This window comes from Undibacterium sp. JH2W, from assembly GCF_049340425.1.
Classification (GTDB): domain Bacteria; phylum Pseudomonadota; class Gammaproteobacteria; order Burkholderiales; family Burkholderiaceae_D; genus Undibacterium.
Genome location: NZ_JBMPOT010000002.1, coordinates 39,567 through 59,531 on the forward strand (window position 1 = coordinate 39,567; position 19,965 = coordinate 59,531).

Annotated in this window: 26 protein-coding genes; 6 read left to right on the forward strand and 20 right to left on the reverse strand. The window is 49.4% G+C overall.

The window, feature by feature from the left end; translation table 11 throughout:
• Nucleotides 1–47 precede the first annotated feature (47 nt).
• Complete coding sequence (locus tag ACO0LC_RS02480; protein ID WP_423000289.1) at nt 48–323, reverse strand: hypothetical protein; 276 nt, start codon at nt 321–323, stop codon at nt 48–50.
• 261 nt (nt 324–584) lie between these two features.
• Between ACO0LC_RS02480 and ACO0LC_RS02485 the strand changes: the two genes are divergently transcribed.
• Complete coding sequence (locus ACO0LC_RS02485; protein ID WP_423000291.1) at nt 585–1,442, forward strand: HDOD domain-containing protein; 858 nt, start codon at nt 585–587, stop codon at nt 1,440–1,442.
• 122 nt (nt 1,443–1,564) lie between these two features.
• Here ACO0LC_RS02485 and ACO0LC_RS02490 read toward each other — a convergent pair whose 3' ends face one another.
• From ACO0LC_RS02490 to ACO0LC_RS02530, 9 genes are all read right to left on the reverse strand, one after another.
• Nucleotides 1,565–2,323, reverse strand: a complete 759-nt coding sequence (locus tag ACO0LC_RS02490; protein ID WP_423000293.1) for a LytR/AlgR family response regulator transcription factor — start codon at nt 2,321–2,323, stop codon at nt 1,565–1,567.
• Nucleotides 2,304–3,383 carry a sensor histidine kinase gene (locus ACO0LC_RS02495; protein WP_423000295.1) on the reverse strand — a complete coding sequence of 360 codons (1,080 nt, stop codon included), beginning with the start codon at nt 3,381–3,383 and terminating at the stop codon, nt 2,304–2,306. The genes ACO0LC_RS02490 and ACO0LC_RS02495 overlap by 20 nt, the downstream gene beginning before the upstream one ends.
• 21 nt (nt 3,384–3,404) lie before the next feature.
• Nucleotides 3,405–4,091, reverse strand: coding sequence for a LiaI-LiaF-like domain-containing protein (locus ACO0LC_RS02500; RefSeq protein WP_423000297.1), 687 nt, complete (start codon nt 4,089–4,091; stop codon nt 3,405–3,407).
• Between the two features lie 33 nt (nt 4,092–4,124).
• Nucleotides 4,125–4,484 carry a LiaF transmembrane domain-containing protein gene (locus ACO0LC_RS02505; protein WP_423000299.1) on the reverse strand — a complete coding sequence of 120 codons (360 nt, stop codon included), beginning with the start codon at nt 4,482–4,484 and terminating at the stop codon, nt 4,125–4,127.
• Nucleotides 4,485–4,647: 163 nt separating this feature from the next.
• Complete coding sequence (locus ACO0LC_RS02510) at nt 4,648–5,019, reverse strand: hypothetical protein (protein WP_423000301.1); 372 nt, start codon at nt 5,017–5,019, stop codon at nt 4,648–4,650.
• A gap of 125 nt (nt 5,020–5,144) precedes the next feature.
• Nucleotides 5,145–5,591, reverse strand: coding sequence for a DUF2214 family protein (locus ACO0LC_RS02515; RefSeq protein ID WP_423000303.1), 447 nt, complete (start codon nt 5,589–5,591; stop codon nt 5,145–5,147).
• Nucleotides 5,592–5,719: 128 nt separating this feature from the next.
• Nucleotides 5,720–6,490, reverse strand: a complete 771-nt coding sequence (locus ACO0LC_RS02520; protein WP_423000305.1) for a DUF1223 domain-containing protein — start codon at nt 6,488–6,490, stop codon at nt 5,720–5,722.
• Nucleotides 6,491–6,558: 68 nt separating this feature from the next.
• Nucleotides 6,559–7,491, reverse strand: a complete 933-nt coding sequence (locus ACO0LC_RS02525) for a fused MFS/spermidine synthase (RefSeq protein WP_423000307.1) — start codon at nt 7,489–7,491, stop codon at nt 6,559–6,561.
• A gap of 22 nt (nt 7,492–7,513) precedes the next feature.
• The gene (locus ACO0LC_RS02530; RefSeq protein ID WP_423000309.1) at nt 7,514–8,350 is read right to left on the reverse strand and encodes a hypothetical protein; all 837 of its coding nucleotides are present in this window, start codon (nt 8,348–8,350) and stop codon (nt 7,514–7,516) included.
• A gap of 260 nt (nt 8,351–8,610) precedes the next feature.
• Between ACO0LC_RS02530 and ACO0LC_RS02535 the strand changes: the two genes are divergently transcribed.
• From ACO0LC_RS02535 to ACO0LC_RS02545, 3 genes are all read left to right on the forward strand, one after another.
• Nucleotides 8,611–8,868, forward strand: coding sequence for a hypothetical protein (locus ACO0LC_RS02535; RefSeq protein WP_423001023.1), 258 nt, complete (start codon nt 8,611–8,613; stop codon nt 8,866–8,868).
• 13 nt (nt 8,869–8,881) lie between these two features.
• Complete coding sequence (locus tag ACO0LC_RS02540) at nt 8,882–9,727, forward strand: PA4780 family RIO1-like protein kinase (RefSeq protein WP_423000311.1); 846 nt, start codon at nt 8,882–8,884, stop codon at nt 9,725–9,727.
• A gap of 104 nt (nt 9,728–9,831) precedes the next feature.
• A complete protein-coding gene (locus tag ACO0LC_RS02545; RefSeq protein WP_423000313.1) occupies nt 9,832–10,359 on the forward strand; it encodes a GNAT family N-acetyltransferase in 528 nt (175 codons plus the stop codon).
• A gap of 49 nt (nt 10,360–10,408) precedes the next feature.
• Here the strand turns inward: ACO0LC_RS02545 and ACO0LC_RS02550 are convergent, their stop codons facing one another.
• The gene (locus ACO0LC_RS02550; protein ID WP_423000315.1) at nt 10,409–10,894 is read right to left on the reverse strand and encodes a YHS domain-containing (seleno)protein; all 486 of its coding nucleotides are present in this window, start codon (nt 10,892–10,894) and stop codon (nt 10,409–10,411) included.
• A gap of 123 nt (nt 10,895–11,017) precedes the next feature.
• Complete coding sequence (locus ACO0LC_RS02555) at nt 11,018–11,665, reverse strand: DUF6969 family protein (protein ID WP_423000317.1); 648 nt, start codon at nt 11,663–11,665, stop codon at nt 11,018–11,020.
• Nucleotides 11,666–11,836: 171 nt separating this feature from the next.
• Between ACO0LC_RS02555 and ACO0LC_RS02560 the strand changes: the two genes are divergently transcribed.
• Nucleotides 11,837–12,151 (forward strand): hypothetical protein, encoded by a 315-nt coding sequence (locus ACO0LC_RS02560; protein WP_423000319.1) that lies wholly within the window; start codon nt 11,837–11,839, stop codon nt 12,149–12,151.
• Between the two features lie 258 nt (nt 12,152–12,409).
• Here ACO0LC_RS02560 and ACO0LC_RS02565 read toward each other — a convergent pair whose 3' ends face one another.
• Together ACO0LC_RS02565 and phaP are read right to left on the reverse strand one after the other, a co-directional pair.
• The gene (locus ACO0LC_RS02565) at nt 12,410–13,150 is read right to left on the reverse strand and encodes a hypothetical protein (protein WP_423000321.1); all 741 of its coding nucleotides are present in this window, start codon (nt 13,148–13,150) and stop codon (nt 12,410–12,412) included.
• A gap of 205 nt (nt 13,151–13,355) precedes the next feature.
• Entirely contained in the window at nt 13,356–14,348 is a 993-nt protein-coding gene (phaP, locus tag ACO0LC_RS02570; RefSeq protein ID WP_423000323.1) for a TIGR01841 family phasin, read from the reverse strand.
• 230 nt (nt 14,349–14,578) lie between these two features.
• Between phaP and ACO0LC_RS02575 the strand changes: the two genes are divergently transcribed.
• Nucleotides 14,579–14,974: a nucleotide pyrophosphohydrolase gene (locus ACO0LC_RS02575; protein WP_423000325.1), complete on the forward strand. Its 396-nt coding sequence runs from the start codon at nt 14,579–14,581 to the stop codon at nt 14,972–14,974.
• On the opposite strand, the gene ACO0LC_RS02580 is transcribed toward ACO0LC_RS02575, so the two are convergent.
• The 6 genes from ACO0LC_RS02580 to ACO0LC_RS02605 all read right to left on the reverse strand — a co-directional run bounded on the left by ACO0LC_RS02580 (nt 14,971) and on the right by ACO0LC_RS02605 (nt 19,789).
• The gene (locus tag ACO0LC_RS02580) at nt 14,971–16,161 is read right to left on the reverse strand and encodes an MFS transporter (RefSeq protein WP_423000327.1); all 1,191 of its coding nucleotides are present in this window, start codon (nt 16,159–16,161) and stop codon (nt 14,971–14,973) included. The two genes, ACO0LC_RS02575 and ACO0LC_RS02580, sit on opposite strands and share 4 nt — an antisense overlap.
• 18 nt (nt 16,162–16,179) lie before the next feature.
• Nucleotides 16,180–17,121 carry an arsenic resistance N-acetyltransferase ArsN2 gene (gene arsN2 / locus ACO0LC_RS02585; protein ID WP_423000329.1) on the reverse strand — a complete coding sequence of 314 codons (942 nt, stop codon included), beginning with the start codon at nt 17,119–17,121 and terminating at the stop codon, nt 16,180–16,182.
• Between the two features lie 122 nt (nt 17,122–17,243).
• Complete coding sequence (locus ACO0LC_RS02590) at nt 17,244–17,768, reverse strand: hypothetical protein (protein WP_423000331.1); 525 nt, start codon at nt 17,766–17,768, stop codon at nt 17,244–17,246.
• Between the two features lie 163 nt (nt 17,769–17,931).
• The gene (locus ACO0LC_RS02595) at nt 17,932–18,843 is read right to left on the reverse strand and encodes a hypothetical protein (RefSeq protein WP_423000333.1); all 912 of its coding nucleotides are present in this window, start codon (nt 18,841–18,843) and stop codon (nt 17,932–17,934) included.
• A 71-nt stretch (nt 18,844–18,914) separates the two neighbouring features.
• Nucleotides 18,915–19,424, reverse strand: coding sequence for an EVE domain-containing protein (locus ACO0LC_RS02600; protein ID WP_423000335.1), 510 nt, complete (start codon nt 19,422–19,424; stop codon nt 18,915–18,917).
• A 2-nt stretch (nt 19,425–19,426) separates the two neighbouring features.
• Nucleotides 19,427–19,789: a VOC family protein gene (locus ACO0LC_RS02605; RefSeq protein ID WP_423000337.1), complete on the reverse strand. Its 363-nt coding sequence runs from the start codon at nt 19,787–19,789 to the stop codon at nt 19,427–19,429.
• Nucleotides 19,790–19,965 lie beyond the last annotated feature (176 nt).

Below are 19,965 nucleotides of genomic sequence, written 5' to 3' on the forward strand. Positions count from 1 at the left end.
GCCAGCTATTGTTTTGCCGCATAAGTGAGGCTTTGTACCTCACTTAATTATGATTCTTCGTGCAATTGTCTTGCCTGCTTCTGGTTCTTTTTCAAATTAACAGCCAGCAAGATGACGATGAGCTTGAAAATCATGAAAGTAATGAAAATACTCAGTGCCAGTGGCAATATCATCAAGGCAATCGCAATTGCCAGGCATATCGCCAGCAAGTGTGGCAGCGGCAATTCCATCATGGCGATAAAAGCTTTGCGGCAGAAATAATAAAATTCATGTGCGCTTTGGCGCAGCAAGATCAGGATTTGGTCGGTTTGAGCAGATTTCATCTTGGTTTCCCTGGTTTTCTTTGTTGTGTGGTGTGCTGCAATGTAGACAGGATAGCTTCTGGCCATTTTTATGACAGCAGGATTGCGACGAACTGCATGAATGCGGGATTAAAAGGGAGCTTAGGCCGGCCCAAGCTATTGTTGAATATCAAGCTTGTTACATTGCTACAATTGATAAATCATGTAAGTAGTCATTGCCAAGTCTGCAAAAAAGGATTTGCCAAGGTACAATAAAAAATCGTCGGCATTCTTATTGCTATCATGACAGACCAAAAAACGACCGAATTTGCTTTCCTGGAAGCTTTTACTGCGGAATTGTCTGCCAAGAAGCTGGTTTTCCCTACTTCTTTGGGGGCGACCATGAAGATCAGGAAGGCGCTAAGCCATCCGGACATTTCTACCGACATGGTGGCGCGCATCATAGGTACTGAGCCTGTTTTGTCAGCCAAAGTGCTGCACTTGAGTAATTCTGTCAGCTTTAATCCCCAGGGACGAAAAATAGGAGATCTGCGCGCAGCCACCAGCTTGCTGGGATTTGCAGCGATACGCAATATTGCCATTTCCGTAGGCATGAAGCAACTGGCAGAGAACAAATACAATGGTAGCCTGTCGGCGCAGATGGATGGCTTATGGCGACGCAGCCTGCGGGTAGCAGCGCTGGCTATGGTGATTGCCAGGAAATACACGCGCCTGAGTGCTGACAAGGCCATGCTGGCGGGCTTGTTGCACGATATAGGCAAGTTTTATATTTTGAACCGGGCCAATCATTATCAAGAGTTGTTCAGCTCCCAGCAGGTATTGTGGGACTTGATCGATCACTGGCATGCCAGCATAGGTAGCGCGATCCTGGAAGATTGGGAGATTTCCGAAGATATCCGTGTCGCCGTACTCGACCACCGTAACCACCAGCCTGGTCCTACCCATAAGGTTGGCCTGATTGATGTTGTGACTGTAGCAGATTTTCTGGATGCGCATTTCGTCAATGAAACCATCGCAGAACTGGACTGGAGCACGGTGCCAGCCAGTTTCAAACTATTGAACATCGATCAGGATAATATCGATGCACTGATGCAAGAAACCAGGACGGAACTGGCTTTGGTGCTGAAGGCGATCAATTAGGAATGTATTCCTGAGATTGGAACGCAAGCCCATCATTTGCGGGAGCTGCGGTGGGAGCTGCTTTAGCTGCAAATTGACCGAAACGGCAAGATTTTCGCGGCTAAAGCCGCTCCTACGAAATTCTAATTCAGCAAAGCCCGCATCCGCTCATTACCAGCACGGCTGACCGGCACTTGCATGCCATTCTTCAGGATGGCAACCTGGCTATCTTTGCTGATTTTTTCCATGGCTTGCACAGCAGTAATCTGAACCATGAAAGAGCGGTGCACACGCACGAACTTGCTGGCATCCAGTTGCGCTTCCAGCTCAGACAGGCTCTGGGTCTTCATATACGATTTACCGGCAGCATGAATGAGGATGTAGTCATCCTGTGCTTCGACATAGTCTATGCTTTCCAGCGGCACCACATGGACCTGACCACGGTCACGTATCAACAGGCGTTGCAGTTTTTCACTTTGCTGTGTCAATAGTGTTTCCAGGGCTTGCGTGGACGATGAGGTTTCCTGCGCCAATAATTTGCGAGCTTTGCTGATGGCTTCATCAAAGCGTTGCTGGGAAAAAGGTTTTAATAAATAATCCACCGCGTGCAAGTCAAAGGCTTTCAGGGCATATTGATCATAGGCTGTAGTGAAGATGACACCGCTGCGCCTGCCTGTCATTTCCAGCACTTCCAGGCCAGTCAATTGTGGCATCTGTATATCCAGCAAAACCAGGTCGGGATGGAGTTTGCTGATGGCATCTACGGCTTCGAGGCCAGTTTCGCATTCGCCTATGACTTCCAGGTCAACATGTGAACGCAGATATTCCATGGAGAGCCTGCGGGCCAGTTCTTCATCATCGACGATCAAGACTTGCAAGCGCTTATTTATAGACTGATTCATTGTTGTCCTGTTCAAAAGGCATTGCCATTTCCAGTATAAATTTTTCGTCTGTCTGCTGCCAGGTGACGCGTGCCTGTTCGCCATACAAGGCGAAAAAACGCTGGCGCAAATTACTCAGGCCCAGGCCATTGCCTGTGCTGCTTGCGGGGGCAGGGCTGAGCGGGTTTTCTACTGCTATATGTAACCAGCGGTCTCGCTGGAATATCGTTACCACGATCACGCCACCCTTGGGTAGATTACGTATGCCATGCTTGATGGCATTCTCCAGAAGAGGTTGCAAGACCATAGGCGGGATCAAGGCATTTTCAGCCTCTGTTGTAACCGCAAATTCTATGCCCAGTTTTTCACCAAAGCGAATTTTTTCCACGGCCAGAAAATTCTCGCAGAGGCGCAATTCTTCTTTGAGGCTGATCTTTTCTTTCTCTGCGATTGCCAGGGTTTGCCTGAAAAAATCGGCGAGAGCGATGGTCATGCTGCGTGCTGCGGTGGCATCGATGGCAGTCAGGGCGCTGATGGAATTGAGACTGTTGAACAAGAAATGAGGATCGATTTGCGAACGCAAGACTTGTAGTTCAGCATCCCTGGCCAGCAGGCGCGATGCTGCTTCACGTCTTTCGGCCTCACGTATATTGTCAAAGGCGATGTACACGTCAAATGCCAGTAAGGCCAGCAGGTAAATTGCAAAGCCGGTGATGAAAAACAGTACTGATAAATGGGTGGTGATGTGTACTGCGCTAGTCTCGTCGGTAACAGCCACCAGCACCTTGTTCCAGCCATGGCAAAGCCCCAGCCAGCTCATGCCGGAAATCATGGCCGCGCTGCAAAATACCAGGGTGGCTATACTAAAACTGCGCTGGTTGAAGGGGAGTGAACGGCAAACAAAATAAGCCGAAGAAGTCAAGAACCCGGTAAACAAGGCAATAGGCATTGAAAACCATAAGGCATATGTCCAGTTTGCCAAATCATTCGCCACCAGCAATCTGGCGATTAATACTGCAATCAACATCCAGGTGCTGATATAGACCAGGAAGCGGCGACGATCTGACAAAATTGGATGCATACAGGTCGGTTTTATCCAGCGTTAATTAAGAATCTCAACGCCACCCATCACAGCATAGCCTTTGATATACAGTTTCTTTGCATTCAACATAGGGGGGACGGTTTTGTCGTCAAAGCCACCGAGTATGGGGGACCCATGCGATACCACGGTCCAGTCATTGGGCACTTTCAAGACTATGCCACCCCACATGGCAAATACATTCAAAGTCGCTTCTGACTGCATGGAGGCATTGCGCAAGTCCAGCTCAACACCACCCATGATGCAATTGATTTCACCTCCACGAAATTCCTGAGAACTGTTTTGCAGCTTGTTGCCGCTCATGACGGCAACGATATTGCAGACAGCATCCTGATTCGTGCCATTGTTGATCATTTTTTCATGGTCGCCGATTTTGCCCTTGAATATCACCATCAAGCCAGCAAAAATAAGGAAAACTGGCCACCAGTCACGCACACGGAAGTAAATGATGCCCATATGATGCAGTAACAAAAGACCACCGAGGCCAATAAAGCCGCAGCCTATGACGTAGCCGGCAGTAGTGTCACTTTTCGAGATCTTCAGGGCACCGATAAAAATAAAGACCATGGGCCAGAAATGGAAGATTTCGCGGGCATTGAACAAATTGAGATTATCTAATAAAGCCAATGCACCAAAAATCAGGAGCAGGGCACCGACCAGGATGCGGCTCTGTGGGTTATCGTTTTTCATGATGTTTATCCGAAAATTATAGAGAGTGGAAAATTATTCCTGGGTGTTTCTGCTGGCCAGCAAGCCGCCTATCAAATGCCGGATACCAAAGGCAATCAGCAACAAGGGCCAACTGTTGTGGAAGGTCCAGCCCCACAGTTGTTCTATCGATATATACAGCCACAGAGCGAACACCAGGCTGAAACAGCCTTTGGCGACATGCTCGGGTTTGTCGGGGCTGATAATGTCCACCAGGCCACCGATGGCGATCATGGCTGGCAGCAAAAACCAGTAATCCAGTGCATGGATCAGACCCATATGGTCCAAGAGAAAGACACTACCGGCAACGATCAGGGCCAGGCCAAAAAACAAATTTCCCTTGCTGTGACGCTGATTTTCTAAATGGGAAGACATAGCTATCCTTTCATTCATCAAAAACTTCAGTATTGGTGTTCCGTGAAGTCAAGATACTGAAAGTGCAGACGCTTGTCGCCTCAAATTCGGCGAATGCCAGCATATCGTCGGTAATTGACGAAGGTGCAGGGTATCCGGCGATGTATTCCCGTTAGGACGGGATTTAAGTGAGCAATTGTATGAAATGCTCTGCTGTGCGCACTATGCGCTTGGATTCTGTGCCAAAGAGGTCATGCGTCTCCTGGACGATATATTCATTGGACCCTTTGGTGCAATACAGCAAACCGCGGAAATTCGTGCCCAGATAGGTAAATGGTGCCAGCTTGGTCTTGACGGGCGCATCACTGCCTATCAAGCTGCGCAATTTGCGTTCTACGTCATACAGACTTTTTTCATCTAGCGTGACGATGGCACCCTTGGGCGTAGGAAAAGTCGACTGGAAGGAGGGGTTTTGCCCCATGGGATTTCTGAACGTGATCTTGATGCCCAGTTTCAAGAATTTGGATACGGCAGTGAAGTCGTTTTCATCGTACATGGCAATGTCCCGAAAAAACGTGCGGCCAAGTAGGTTGGCGGCACTGGATAATGTAGAAAGATTGCCAGAAGTCAGCCATTTATACAACTTTTCTTGTGTGAAACCTTGAAGAAAACAATGCTGTTTTACATACTGTAACCCTTGGCCATGAGAACTGCACCTGCCAAAATGAAGACAATACCGATTAATTCCAGTTTCAAAATCGTTTGTATGCTCCTGGCTTGAGTCTCAGGAAGAATTGGCAACTGGTTTAGCTTGATGGTCTTGCCCCAGCGCAGGAATACTACAGTCGGGTAAATAGACAGCAAACCCACCACGATGAAGGCCGTCATCTTGAGCATGAAGGCATGATTATGCAGATAGTAATCCTGGCCCTTTTCAAAGTAGATGACGCGCAACACACCCAGCGCGATGATGAGCATGGCGCTCATGCCATAGATACTGTCTATGAAGCGCAGGCTTCTGGCCGATGACAGCGTCAGCGGCTGGCGTATCAGTACGAGTTCTGCCAGCAGGGTGCTGACCAGGGTAAAGGCAGCAATGTGATGTAGCAAGGCGACGAGTATATTCACTATGATGGCTCTTTCGTGGCTGGCGGGGAGTACAGAAAGTCTAAGCCATTTACGCCTTGCTTGCTGAAAAAATAAGATAAGGGCCGTGGATTTTGTCGCCAGCGAGGCGAAATCTGGCGCAAGCAGTATTACTGCTGCAGCGCCTCACATAGTGGCAGGCTCAATGCTTGCAGGATATTACCTTGCTTATCCTGGGCAAATGCCAGCACCGACAGTTGCTTGCGTTTGGCATAGGCTGGCAAGCTTAACTGCGTAGCAAAATCTGCTGGCTTACCGGCAGTGAGCTGGTAAGGCTCGCCCCATTCCCTGGCAACAAAATCATGCTGTAAAGTGGCTCCGCGATTTTCACCTGCCTGTATCTTGCTGACCAGGCCTTGCTCAAGCAGGGCAAAATGCAGCTTCGCATCTTGCTTGCTATTGCCTTGCAGATTGAAATACAGCTTGTTGTCAGCGAGTTTTTCTATGCCCAGACGCAATGATGCTAAGGCAGTTTTTTGATTGATACGGCGTATGTCATCTGCCATGCCATTGCGCCAGCTACGCAGTTCTTTGCCAGCGATGAAGATTTCTGGAGTATAGACAGTACGGGTGTTTGCCAACTCAGCCAGATTTCTTTGCCTGTCGGTATATATTTTTTTGGCAAACACATCTTTCCAGCCCAGGTAATCCCAATAATCAACATGCAGGGAAACAGGAATGACTTGCTCACTGTTGAGGCCAGTGCTTTGATACAGGTGGCTGATGGTTTTATCGGCGGGTGGGCAACTGTCGCAACCTTCAGACGTGTAAAGCTCCAGCAGGGCGACGGTGTGTGCTGGGCTGGATTTACTGCAGATTTCTGCAGCTTGCATATTGCTAACTGCACAGGCAAAAACGCCAAATAAGAGCAGGGCTTTCATGAACTATCCTCAGTGGGTGGATGTTCATTGGTCGTCTCTTGCGCGTTTACCTTACATCGCGCTACTCTTTATTGATCTAACTGCTTTTTCCAGTCCGCATAGTTTTGCGGGACATTGACATCAGGCACCATGATAGTTCCGAGACTTAGTTTGAGTGCAGCCAGTTCTTTTTCTTGATCAGCGTAATCGGCAGACGAGGACAGGCTTAACATACGGCTTTGTAGTTCATGGAATTGCAATGTCGGATGCTGGTCTGACAGCGCCTTTACCGCATTTTCTTCAATCGAAATCGATATGCCCTTGATGGCATACACAATCAGGTTGTAGCTGTCAGGTGAACGAGTCCAGCTGACCTGGCGCGCAAACTGCTGGCGCAAGCGGCTCAACATGCCAGCCAGGGCACTGGGCTTGCCCCAGACATTGGCAACCATGATGCCATTTGCCACCAGATTGGCATGACAAACCGCATAAAACTCGGCCGTATTCAAATCTGCAACCAGGCCATTTTCATCATAGGCATCCAGCAGCAAGACATCGGCATCATAAGTATTTTCCTGCAAGTGGGTCACTGCGTCGCAATGGATGACTTGCAAACGGTCATCATCTGGCGGCAGCATAAACAGCTCACGCATGGCGATGACGTCTGCATTGATTTCCAGCACGGTGATGCGGCAGTCTGGCAAATGGCGATAGCAGTATTTGACCAGCGAACCACCGCCCAGGCCTATCAACAGGATATGCCGTGGCTGCGGGTGGAACATGAGCAAGCCCATGACTGTACGTGAGTAGGCGCACACCAGTTCATCCGGCGCATCCAGCTTCATCGCGCTTTGCATGCATTTTGGGTTCAGGTACATGATGCGCAGATTGCCGTCATCGAAATGGAAGGGGCGGCCTTCATGCGTTTTTTGTATTTCTTCGAGGCGGCGGATATGTTCGCGTTCAGTCGCCGGCACCTGCTTCAGAAACAGGCTGGACAGGCTTTGCCGGGGTTTTGTCATATCCGCCACCTTTGGTTTGGGTTTAGCCTGCCAGTTGGGCTTTCAGTGCCGCAATCTGGCTCAGCAATTCACTGTTCTCGGTTTGCAGGTGCAAGACTTGCTGGCGCAGGCTGCTGAGTTCGTCAACACTACCAACGTTGCTGCTGGCACTATCTTGTCTGCCTTCCATCGCTGCTGGCGCTGCGGTTTCGGCTGCAACAGCCTTGGCCGGGGCTTTTTGCTCGCGCACCTTTTCCCTGACCTGGCGGGCGGCTTGTTGCAATTCCTTGCGGCCCCCTGCAACTGCAGCGACCTGATCTTCATTGGGCAGGGAGGCAATCGCTGCTGCTGCACTGATGGAGATGGTGCCATCGCGCACTGCCTGCACCAGTTCAGGTGCTGCCGCTTTCTGGATTTTTTCTATCTGCACTACGGCATTGCTGCTGATGCCTGCCAGACGGGCGATCTCCTGGCGGCTTTGCGTGGGTTTGACGACGGGGACGGCGACTTCGCTCTCCGCATTGTCTGAGGGAGCCTGCTCCTCCTGCGCCTTCATGCGGGCCAGGACGATTTCCTTTTTACGCAAGGCCAGCATGCCGCGCTGGAAGTCGGTGACACTGCGGCGACCCAGATGGTTGTCTATCATCCACAATTGCACGTCTTCGATATTGCTGAAGTTGTCGTTTTGAACAATATTGTAGGGCAGGTCATGGCGCTGGCAAATCGCATAGCGATTATGCCCATCGATAAGGATTTCGCCCCAGCACACCAGGGCGTCACGGCAACCTTCAGTCAGGATGCTGCGTTCCAGAGCAGCAAATTCATGCTCGGTCAGGGGGTCTATATAGGCGCGCAAGGCCTCATGGATGATGATACTCATACAATAATATCCTGCTGGAATTTTTTGGGGAAGGCGGCATTGTAGCCGAGAACCGGCGCAACACCGTTGTCAGCGGGTAGCACGTGTACAATACTGGTCTTTCGGCGTAATCTTTCAGGCAGCAAGCTGCCCTATAGAGTACGTCCACTAAGTACGCTTATTTTATTGACCATATTCGTTACAAAAATTGCCATGTATGCAATGCATTCACAGCCGCAGTTTCCAAACGCACTTCATGACAGACAGGAAAAACCAGCATGATGACCTATGAAGAATATCTGGATGAAGTCACGACTTTAATGACAGAGAGATTTGACCTTAGCGATGATGAAGCCATCAAGCATGTGATGCGCGCTCAGGCTGCTGATTTCTTTACCCTGCACGATGACGTTCCCGAAATGCGTACGCAAGAGCGGGCAGAGCAGGATGCCAAGACTATCTATGATATGCGCAACAAGTCACGCGGGCATGCACCAGTCAAGCTGGTAAAAACTGGCGGCAAGCCACGTAAAGCCTGAGCACGCAGACCGGATGAAAACACCAAAACGACTGCAGCCCCTGCAAGAAGAAGGTTTGATCGACGAAGTCATGCGCCAGCTCATGAGCGGCAAGGAAGCCACTGTGTATGTCGTGCGCTGTGGCGAAGAAATTCGTTGTGCCAAGGTCTATAAAGAAGCCAGCCAGCGCAGTTTTAAAAACGCAGCTTCTTACCAGGAAGGCCGCAAGGTCAAGAATAGCCGCCAGGCCCGCGCGATGGAAAAAGGCACGCGCTATGGCCGCAAGATGCAGGAAGAAGTCTGGCAAAACGCCGAAGTCGATGCCCTGTATCGTCTCGCTGCTGCCGGTGTCAAAGTTCCCAGGCCGTATATCTGTCATGAAGGCGTATTGCTGATGGACCTGGTGACAGATGCTGATGGTAATGCTGCGCCCCGTCTCAACGATGTGGAATTGACACCAGAGCTTGCAAGAAAATACCACGCCCAGTTATTGCATCAGGTTGTGCTGATGTTATGTGCCGGTGTCATCCATGGTGATTTGTCTGAGTTCAATATCCTTGTTGATGAAGAAGGTCCGGTCATCATCGATTTGCCACAGGCGATAGATGCGGCCAGCAATACCGAAGCAGGTGTCATGCTGGAACGCGATGTGAACAATCTGGCGACCTACTTCGGCCAGTTTGCACCAGAACTCAATGGTACAAAGTTTGGCAAGGAAATCTGGAAATTGTTTACCGCAGGCTTGCTGACACCTGAAACCGTATTGACAGGCGTTGTTGCACAAGATACCCGTCCGGTTGATCTGGGTGCTGTCATGGAAGAAATTGAGTCCGCCATCTTTGAAGAAAAAGAAAGGCAAAGACGTTTGCTGGAAACCTAGGCGTCTCTGCACATTCCCTGTGACTTCGGGAACTCTTACGATCAGTCTTTGTCCATCCTGAATATTTGCAGACCAATACAATTGTTTAATACAGGAGTATATACATGATCAAAGGAAGTTGCTTTCACCTGCGCCACGTCAGGAAAGAAGATGTCATGACCCTGATGGATTTGATGAATCACCCTGATGGCAAGGGTGATTTTTTATCCCAGGAATTGATGTTGCCAGGTGTGGCAGAGAAGAAGTTTGAAGATGAATCACGCTCCAAAGAGCAGTTCGAGACTTTTTTGATCATCGATGAAAATGAGAAAATCATAGGCCGTGTTTTTCATTTCAAGACCGTGCCTTATTTCAATTCCCGCGAAATTGGCTATGGCATGTTCGTTAAAAGTTTGCACGGTAAAGGCATCATGACCGAAGCCGTCAAATTGCTCAGGGACTATCTGTTCAGTACCATGCTGATCAACCGGCTGGAAATTCATATGAACACTGACAATATCGCCTCAGAAAAAGTGGCAATCAATTGTGGTTTTCAAAAAGAAGGTATTGCACGCGGCGCCATTTTCACACGCGGCAAGCACAGGGATATTGCCATGTATGCCTTGTTAAGGAATGAGTGGGAAACTCTCTGACGACAGGCAATACATCCCAGCCTGTAAAAAGGCTGGGATGAATGGAAATTTATTTTTCCACGTAAGTGCCAGCTTTTAACTGTGGCCAGTTTTCATTGGCATCTTTCACATAGCCCGGGATATCCTTGACCCAGCGCTTCAACACATCTTTGCTGAGATTGAGGTAAAGCTTGCCATCCACTACCTTGTAGGCAGCCGGATCAATTTCCGGGGTATAGCCCTGCGCTACGCCATAGGCGCAGTAACCACCATATTGTGGTGCGTATTTTTCCGGGTCAGCCTTAAAGGCTTCCAGATTATCCTTGCTGGCAAAATGCCAGTCGGCGCCTTGCCATTGATAGCTAAGTTCTTTCTTGCCTTTGACTGGTTTGTTTTGCTTGAAATAAGCAACTGGGTCATACCCGCGTATGGCACCTGCTGCGGTGGAAAATATGGGGGCTATCGGGGCGGCTGTGGCAAAACCCGCACTCAGCATCAGACTGGCTGCAACAAGTAAATAACTCAGGCTGCTACGGCGGAAAATTGAAAATGTCATGGCGATACTCCAAAGGTAGTATGAATACTTGAGAAGACAAGCATGTTCATAGGTCGCGCTACTGATGATTTCCTTACAGCTTATTTCTCATTTTTAAAAGTTTTTATCGCTGGTAATTCAGGCTCAAGCGGATTGCCGGTTCTCCAGCGTTGCAATATCTGCCATTAAATCTATGGGCAAATAGCACAGTACTTCTATCTCAGTGTCCGCAAATACGCTGCGGCGATCTCTCTCTTCACAGAGATTGGCCATGATCTTGTCACGCTGTTCCAGCAGCGCAACGATGCGTGGATAATATAACTGCACCAAGGCGCGCAAGAAGGTATTGATATCTTTATCAGCCTTGCGGGAGCTTAGCTTGAAATGCTGCAAAGCCTGCTTGCAATGCGCCAGACTGAGCCAGGGACCCTTGGTCACCCAGCGATTGACCACAAAGAAACCGCATGGCAAACCTTGCGCATCCATAGATACGGCAATGATATGGGCGGGGGCTGGGGAATAGCGAGTGGTTGTTGGCCGCATCCCCAATTTTTCTGCATGTACAAACAAGTGGAAATGGCCGTGTTCTGCAAATGGCCTTTGCTGGCCAGGATGGGCGTGATAAAAATATTGCGAAGCATTTTTATCATCGCGGGCATCGTTTTCTGGATAGTGCTGCCATTCGGTGAAAACAGCATCACCTATCATATGACCTACCACTTGCTGGCCGCGCTGGTTCAGTGCTTGCATACTGCCAACCAGATCAATAGCGGCACGCCATGCTGACTGCAATTCTGTTTTACCCGATTGCTTCCAACCCGGGAAGGATGTTAATCGCTGTGGGAGTTTGCTTGACTGCATGTGGAAGAGATGAGGAAGGTATGCAAAGACGGCGGCAGTCAGCATGCACTGTCGCCGCCTGATTGACTAAGTGCTTATTTCTTCGCTGCGCAGCAGCCTTTTTTGGCGGCGCAACAAGATTTCTTGGCAGCACAACAGGCTTTCTTCGCATGTTTCTTGGCGCCACAGCCTGCTTTTTTCGCTCCGCAGCAGCCTTTTTTAGCAGCGCAGCAAGTTTTTTTCGCTGCACAACATCCTTTTTTGGCGGCGCAACAGCCTTTTTTAGCCGCGCATGCAGTTTTGGGCGCACATGCGGCGACAGCTGCTACAGGCGCTGCAGCTATTGCTGCTGCGGCAACTACGGACGCACTAACAACTTGTTTCAATGCTTTGCTCAAGGATGTCGATTTCATTTATTACTCCGTCAGGATGAATTAAGCCTGTAGCGAGGCCGTTAAATTATAGCTATTGCCTGTTATGCATTAGCTACGGTGGGATTTTGATGCTACAGCACTTGAGTCGGCCCTAAAAGGAAAAACTTACAAGTAAATAAGAAATAAATATAAGGGGAAATATTAATTGGAGAATGCATGCTTATCTCGAATTTAAATCTTGAATATTTTATCCTGGCAAATTATTGAAAATTTTGTTGTTTAAAAACATAGGATCTTGAGTGTGCTATGCAAAAGTAAGCTGCTATTTTTTTGTTGGATAGATTTTGAGCAAAGCACTATTGATCTTGCGCATTTGCTCCACAGGGACATCCTTGCTGCAAACGATATAACGATTCAAGCCAGCGGGCATGCCTTGCAAATCCATTTGCGTAGTCAGGCCTATGCTTTCCTCTTTGTCCTTCAGATATTCCCAATCCTCTCTGTCTATCAGCATATAGGAGGCACGATTGGCAGCTACCATACGCGCCATAATCATGGGCAGGGTAGTGCTGCGTTCCACCTTGTTTTTTGTGGTGCTAATCATGGCATCAAGTTCCGGCCCATATGAGACTGCACCAACTACGCCCACGGTTAGACTGGTATCTGCCATCAAGGACTTGAGTGTACGGTGAGCTGCAACTTGCTGGGCAGCCACAGGGCTGACCAGCAAAGTATGGGGTGGGTCGGTATGAAAGATCTCAGAAAACTGCACCAGCGCTTCCCGCTCGACGATTCTGTACCAGCCGAATGAACAATAATTTCTGGTGCCGCTGGAAAAATTACTCCAGATGCGTTTTGCGGGTTCTTCTACAAAACGATGGGGGATTTGGGCACTGCTGAAAACTTGTTTGGCTCGCTCCAGCAAAATGCCTTTCTCCACACCATTTTCCAGGTATTGATGGGGAGGCTTGATACGCCATGCCACTGTGATGCTATCTTCTGCAAGGGCAGCCTGGCTGAGTATCCACAAGCCTGTGGCGCATGCCAATTGGTAAATATTCATTGTGTTATCGCCAGATGTTTATTTCATTCTAAGCGATGCAATGAGATAGATGCCAAATTCCCCAGAAAATCGAGAAAATATTTACTTCAGAGATACATTTTCTGGTTTGATCGGAGTTGGACGGGCTTAAGCCACAGAACCGGGTTCGGACATAAAAAAGCCGCAGCATGTAACCCATGCTGCGGCTTTTTGGGGCCTGCTTCAATTATTGGCGTACTGGCTTTTTGGCACCGGTGGCGGCGCTGGATTTTGCCTTGTAGGCTGGTTTGCCGCCATTGGCGGGGAAAGCCGGGGCTTTCTTGAGGCTGGATACAGCCGGGAAAGGAAATTTTACTGCTGATTTTTTCTCTTCAGTTGCTGCTGGTTCACTGTTGGCCAGACTGGCTTTACTGACGGGTTTTGCGGCGGTTTTTTTGGTAGACACGGTTTTCTTTTCTGGATTTTTTTCTGTAGTCGCAGCAGTTGGTGCTGGTGTTGTTACGGCTGCTACTGTAGCCGTTGCAAGGGGAGGAACTGGTTTTACTTCATCTGCCACAATATTGCTGCCAGGCTGGTTCTTTTGAATTACTGGCTTGGCTGATGTGGGCTTCACTTCAGCTTGCTTGGTGACCTGAGCCTTGTCTGCTGCTTGGGTTGCCGCTTTGGCTGGAGCCTGGTCTGCAAGCTTCGCTGCTGGTTTGGGTTTGCCTGGTGTTTTTGCTGGTTTGGCTTCTGACTCTGCCAGCAAGGTCAATTGCTTGGTTGCTGCAATAGGTTTGGCTTTTGCCGGTTTTTTTGTGGCTGGTTTGCTCACAGACACGGAAGGCGCAAGGGCTTCAGGGGCGCTGGTCTTGGCCGTTATCGTGGAGACTGCTGTTGTACTTGCTGCCGCTCCTGGTGTGCTGACGATTTGCCACAATTCTGCTCTGGTATCTCTGCTGATACTGACTAATTCACGTCCATAGGACAAGAGTTTCTCCAGCTGTGGCTGGCCGTGGGCGCGGCTCACATCGAGCAACTCTTGTGCTTGTTTGACGGCAAATAATTCACGGGTCACGCTATTGGCATTTTCCAGGGATTGTTTGGCAGTATTGAAGTTCAGGGCGATCAGTTTTTCCAGTCCACCAAAGGCGGTTTGTGACCAGGCCTGGAAGACCGAAATTTGCGTCGCCAATTGATTCTGGGCAGCAGATGATAATTGTTCAGTAAGCAAAGACATGAAACTCTCCAGAGTGGGTGAAATGAAGTGGTAAGTCTTAAATTTGGCGCAATGCAGCATTATTTTACTATTCTGCATTCTATCGCTTAGCTGCTTAATTTGTAAGCATTATTTTTGCATTGCAATATATGATTGAAAATGCGCTTGTAAATTTAGCTTACAAAGTTTTTCTATCAGCGTTGTGTGCTCGCTTACAATCTGCGCTTTCTTTATTTCTTTGCAGAGCCAACATGCAGCAAACTACTCCAGCCGTCGATCAATATACCGAAATCCGTCGTCGCTTACGTGAATTTGTTGCCGAACGCGATTGGGCGCAATTCCATACCCCTAAAAATCTGGCGAGCGCACTCACAGTCGAGGCTGCAGAGTTGCTGGAGATATTCCAGTGGCTGCCTACTGGCAGGGCAGAAGAGCTGGATGAGCAGGCCAGAACAGCTATCCGCCATGAAATGGCTGATGTGTTGAATTACCTGGTCATGCTGGCAGATGCCCTGGATGTAGACTTGTTTGCCGCCAGCATGGAAAAGATCGTCTTGAACGGGCTTAAATATCCGGCCTTGCAAGTAAAGGGCGATGCCAGGAAATATAGTGCCTATGAAGTGGAAAGCAAGACGGACAAAATTTAAGGGCGGCTGCTTTTCACGGCGACAAAATAAAATGTCAGCGAAGCCAGTGAGAACAGCAATAAACAAGCCAGAATGGGGTAAGGTGTGCTGGTGTGATGTATCAGGCTGGCAATCACCAATGGTCCCGCTGCTTTGGAAAACAAGGCGGGGCCTGACATGGCACCAGAAATAGCAGCATAATTTTCTGATCCAAACAGGGTCTGCGGTATGGTGCCGCGCACAATAGTCAGTATGCCATTGCTCAAACCATAGAAGATGCAAAATAGCGCAACTGCCCAGGCTTGCATTCCCAGAAAAATCAACACCAGCAGGGCAGCGGGCAGGGCTGCGAAGGTGAATTTACCTACCGTTTGTGGCAAGGCATTGCGGGCAAGCGTCATCTCGCCTATGCGCCCCACTACCTGCATGGGGCCAATCAGGGCAGCCATGAATACCGCCAGTTTGGCCGGATGATCCATTTGCCTGAGCAAGGGGATCAGATGGACGGAGAGGGCAGAGAAAACAAAGCTGTTGGCAGAAAAGGCAAAGGCCAGTCTCCAGAACGTGGGGTGATGTATGGCTTCTTGCAAACTGAAGCTTTTCTTTTGTTTGAATACCGTTTGCGTGATTTCCTGCGTGGCGATTTTTTTCTGTAGTAGCAAATGTAGTGGCAGGCAGAGCAGTAATTGCGCTACTCCATAGACCAGGTAAGTGTCACGCCAGCCCCATAGTGTATTCAAGTGCTGGGTCAGTGGCCAGAATACTGTGCTGGCAAATCCGCCAAACAGCGTCAAGGTAGAGATCGCCTGACGGCTATGCTCTTTGAATTGCTGGGTCAAAGTGGCAAATGCCGCCTCATATAAAGTCGTTGCCATGGCCAGGCCAAGTATGGTCCAGGCGAAATAGTAGGTGGCCAGATTATGTGCCATGCTCAGGATCAGCAGGCCGCTACCGCAGATTAGCGAGCCCATACCCATGATGAGCTTGCCGCCGTGGCGGTCAAGCAATATGCCAATATAGGTGGCCACCATGCCCGCCACCAGCAGGCTCCAGGAAAAGGCTGCGAACACCAACTCAGCCCGCCAGGCCATTTCTCGCTGGATTTCTGGTGCCAGGATGGCGATGGCGTAATACAGGGAACCCCAGGACAGGATTTGTGTGAGCGCGAGTATGGCAATAGTCTGCAGGGCGTGCGGCGTGTGTTTCATTTGCGGGTCGTTATTTGACTAATTTGTTTTTTTGATTTTCAGCTGCATGGCAATTGCCGACGCCGGGCAGGCACCTTGTAATTGTCGGGATGCTTGCAACGAGGCAGGTAATTTGGTGGTTTCGATTTTTCTAAATCCCTGTTTATGAAAATAAGCATCGGCGTCTGTCGTCAGCAAAAACAAGTGACCTACACCAGCTGCGAGGGCAATATCGATCATATGCTGCAAAAGCAGTTTTCCACATTGCTGAGCTTGTGCCTCAGTTTTAATGGCGAGTGAACGTAACAGGGCATATTTACCATAAACCTCAAGTCCGGCGCAGCCAAGCATCTCATCATCTGCATAGATGAGATGGAAATGATGGATATGCTCCTGGGCACCATCGATGGGCAAATCCAGGTCTTGCAATAGCCTTGCTATCTTTGACCAATCGCTTTCATTGGCCGCTTGGATGCTTAGTTTATTGCGGTCCAAATGCAATCTTGTTTGCTTCCTGGCAGTCTTTTTCTTGACTACTGTGCAAGCACTGTCAGTGCGCTGTTGCACGGTAGCCAGTAATACCTGCATGGCTGTGCGTACTAGTTCCTGCTGCTCTGCACTTGCGGTAGCCAATAAGTGATCGCCATGCTGATTCAGTTGCCCATCCAATATGCTGGCGCGCTGACGACCTGCCGGAGTCAGACTCAGATTGACGCTCCGGCGATTGACTGGATTGATGGTTTTCTTGATCGCACCCTCTGCCACGAGGGCATCCGTGGCACGGCTGATCCAGCTTTTATCCAAGCTCAGACGCTGCACCAGTGCTTGTTGCGTCAAGCCATCTTCTCGCAATAATTCTGTCATCAAATGACATTGCACTGTCGATGCGGCATCACCACAGCCCGCATGTGTGCGTTGATTGCGTACGTAGAGGCGGACAAATTCCCTGATCAGAGTGCCAGTGCTGGTACCATCGTTCATTTTATTTAAAAATTGGTTGCTTTTCGCAACTATCATAAGCGCAAAGATCCATTGTTGTCAAACGCAACTAAAGCTTTGTGCGAGCCAGGATTTTCGTGATTGGAAAGGGATGTAAGAAGTGATTAAGGCGCTTTGACCACATCCTCGTCCGGTCTTTTGCCTTTACCTTCGAGCCTGTAGAACAGCATGCACATGCCTGGTGCGAAGATCAGCCATAAGAACACTGTCCACATTTGTGCCTGTTGTTCACCTGAAGTTGGCAGGGCGAGGTAAGCCTGATTGGGGTCAGAGGAGGAAACGTAGACCTTGAGTGGTGCGCCAGGGATCAGTTCGTCCGGTCTTAATCCCGTCATTCTCAGTACATGCTTGGCTTCGCAGCGAGTGCATATGGGGGAGATGGTGTCCGTAGTTCTTTCAACGCCATTGAGGTTGTAGCTAAAGGTCAGCTGCAACAACTGTTTGTTGAAACTGCCATTGACGACATAGCCGGGATTATTGTCGACATCATGAACCATGACGACAAGATTGCCGTCAACTTGCTCGAATTCGCTGACGGGTACCCGCATGGCATTGAGTTTTTGCAGATTGTCTATGCCAAAATAAATCGAGATGATGGCAAAAATGACCATTAAGCTTCTGACTATCATGTGCTGTAATCTTGATTTTTTGCTTGCATATTCTATATAGGCCGCTGGTTCTCTGGCTGGTCAGTGAAATCCAGCCCCTCTGTTTCTGTTGCAGTGCGGTTTAATTATAACAAGTGTGGATGCCGATAAATGCTTGTGGCGAAATGCTGCTTCTCATGCGGACTTATTTGGCGGGCAAGGCTTCTTTCGTATTGTTGGTGGCACTGGCTCTGATTTCTGCCCATCTTGGATAGTCTTTCGTGAGTTTTTTCCAGATTTGAGCATTTTTCCCCAGGTCTTCAAATGCATGTGCATTGCTTAATTTTTTCTGGGTAAGGACAGCCCAGGCTGCCATATCGTCGCACTTCTTGCTAGCATCCTTGAGGTCCAAAACGAAGCTCAGGCTCTTTTCCTTGGCTGGCATGACAAGGCGGCAATAGGTATTGCCTTTGCCAACCTCCAGGATATAGGCTTGCTGGTGTTCATCATAGTAGGCGATGTTCTTTTGCGTACTCAAGTCTTCCCATTCATTGGCTGCCATGCTGAGGGTTTGCAGCAGTTTGCCTTGAAAGTCCATGCGTTTGATGGTCAATTTCCTGGCGTCTTTGCTGTCTACGCAATCTATAAAATTGGTATTGGCTGGGCCATTGATGGAGTCGGAGGAGGCGCAGATATTGATTTCCTGCTCTCCGTCTGCTGTCATCAGTCTGACTTGCAGGTCCGCCGGTTTGAGATTTTTGCCATATCGGGCTTTTGCATACTTCAGGCTTCTGGCCACCAGAATATTCTTGTCGTCCAGCACATTAAGCTTATCGTAGTCCAGGTCCACCCAGTCATCATAGGCAATGAAGCCCCATTTTTGCGGTTTGCGCAGGGCGTACTGGAGCAGTGCCTGATCTCCTGCAATGGCAGGCGCAGATTGATCGCCGGTGGCTGTGACATGACGCACTCTGAGCCAATCAGTCAGGCCCAGAAACTTTTCTTCACCTTTGAAAGAGCAAGCTGCCAGCAGCAAAAATACCATTGCTGCTGCAGCGCCGATCACTGAGCGGCGCACGAGATGATGGGAGATGTGGTGCTGAAGTTGTCCTTGCAAGCTTGCTCTCAATGTCAAGATGATGTCAGACGACATTGTAGCGCCTGATCGGTCCCAGCTTAGCGACAGTATCAGTTTATATCCAGACTGAGTTGTAAATTTGTTTCAGGATGCCGCAAGGCGAATGATTCGCCAGTGTCGAATAAACTGGCCTCTACCCCCATTGCCGCGGCGATGCTGCGCATGTCATGCTCGCTGATGGCAAACAGGCCGTAGCGGAATTGGTAGCCCCAATTTTTTACATTGGCCGAAAACTCCAGTGTTTGCAATAGCGGCAGTATGCAGGCTGGCCTGGCTGGGCTCCATGCTACGTCACGCCGATAAGGTAGAAAGCCCCCACCCATATCGGCCTGGTAGGTATCGCGTGGCTTGATCCTGCCTATGGCAGTGAAGGCCTGCAATTTGATCTTGCTGCCAAATATCTGGCTGGGCGAGTAATACACCACCCGGTCGCCTGCTCGCATGCGGCGCAAGGGTGCTGCCTTGCCGTGGCAGACTTGCATGTAGCCATCTGCCTGACCACGTTCGACGTGGTCAGCAGAGGCAACAGCGATCCAGTTACGGGACTGTTGCGTATTCATGATCAGGCTGGTGCAAAAACGCGCAGGCGATGGCCATCTGGGTCCTGGGCCACAAAGGTATATCCAAAATCCATGCTGCAAGGTGTTTGTGCTATCGTCATACCACGTGTAGCCCAACTGTCATAGGTACTGTCTACCGTTGCATTGTCGCCTACGGCAAAAGCCAGCTCACTGCCGCCAGAGGAGGTAGCCGCCGGTTCTACTGTGTGTTTTGACCATAGACCCAGTTTATGGCCGGAGTCCAGTATGAACAAATAAAAAGTGGGCGATGCTTCTACTGGTGTCAGGTCCAGGATTTTGCTGTAAAACGCTGCGCTGGCTTCCGGGCTGTCAACATACAAAAGTACATAGCTTGGGGTCATCATGGTGTTTGCTCCTAAAAGAGATGGTGTTGTTTGCGTTGATGATGTTGTTCAAGGCAAAGTCATCTTAGGATGCTGCAGTGTCAGTTTCTGTCAGCAGTGATGGGGAAGTTGATGGCAAGACTTGAGCAACTGATGGAAGCAAGTACAGACATGGTAAAAATGCCTGTACTTGTTTA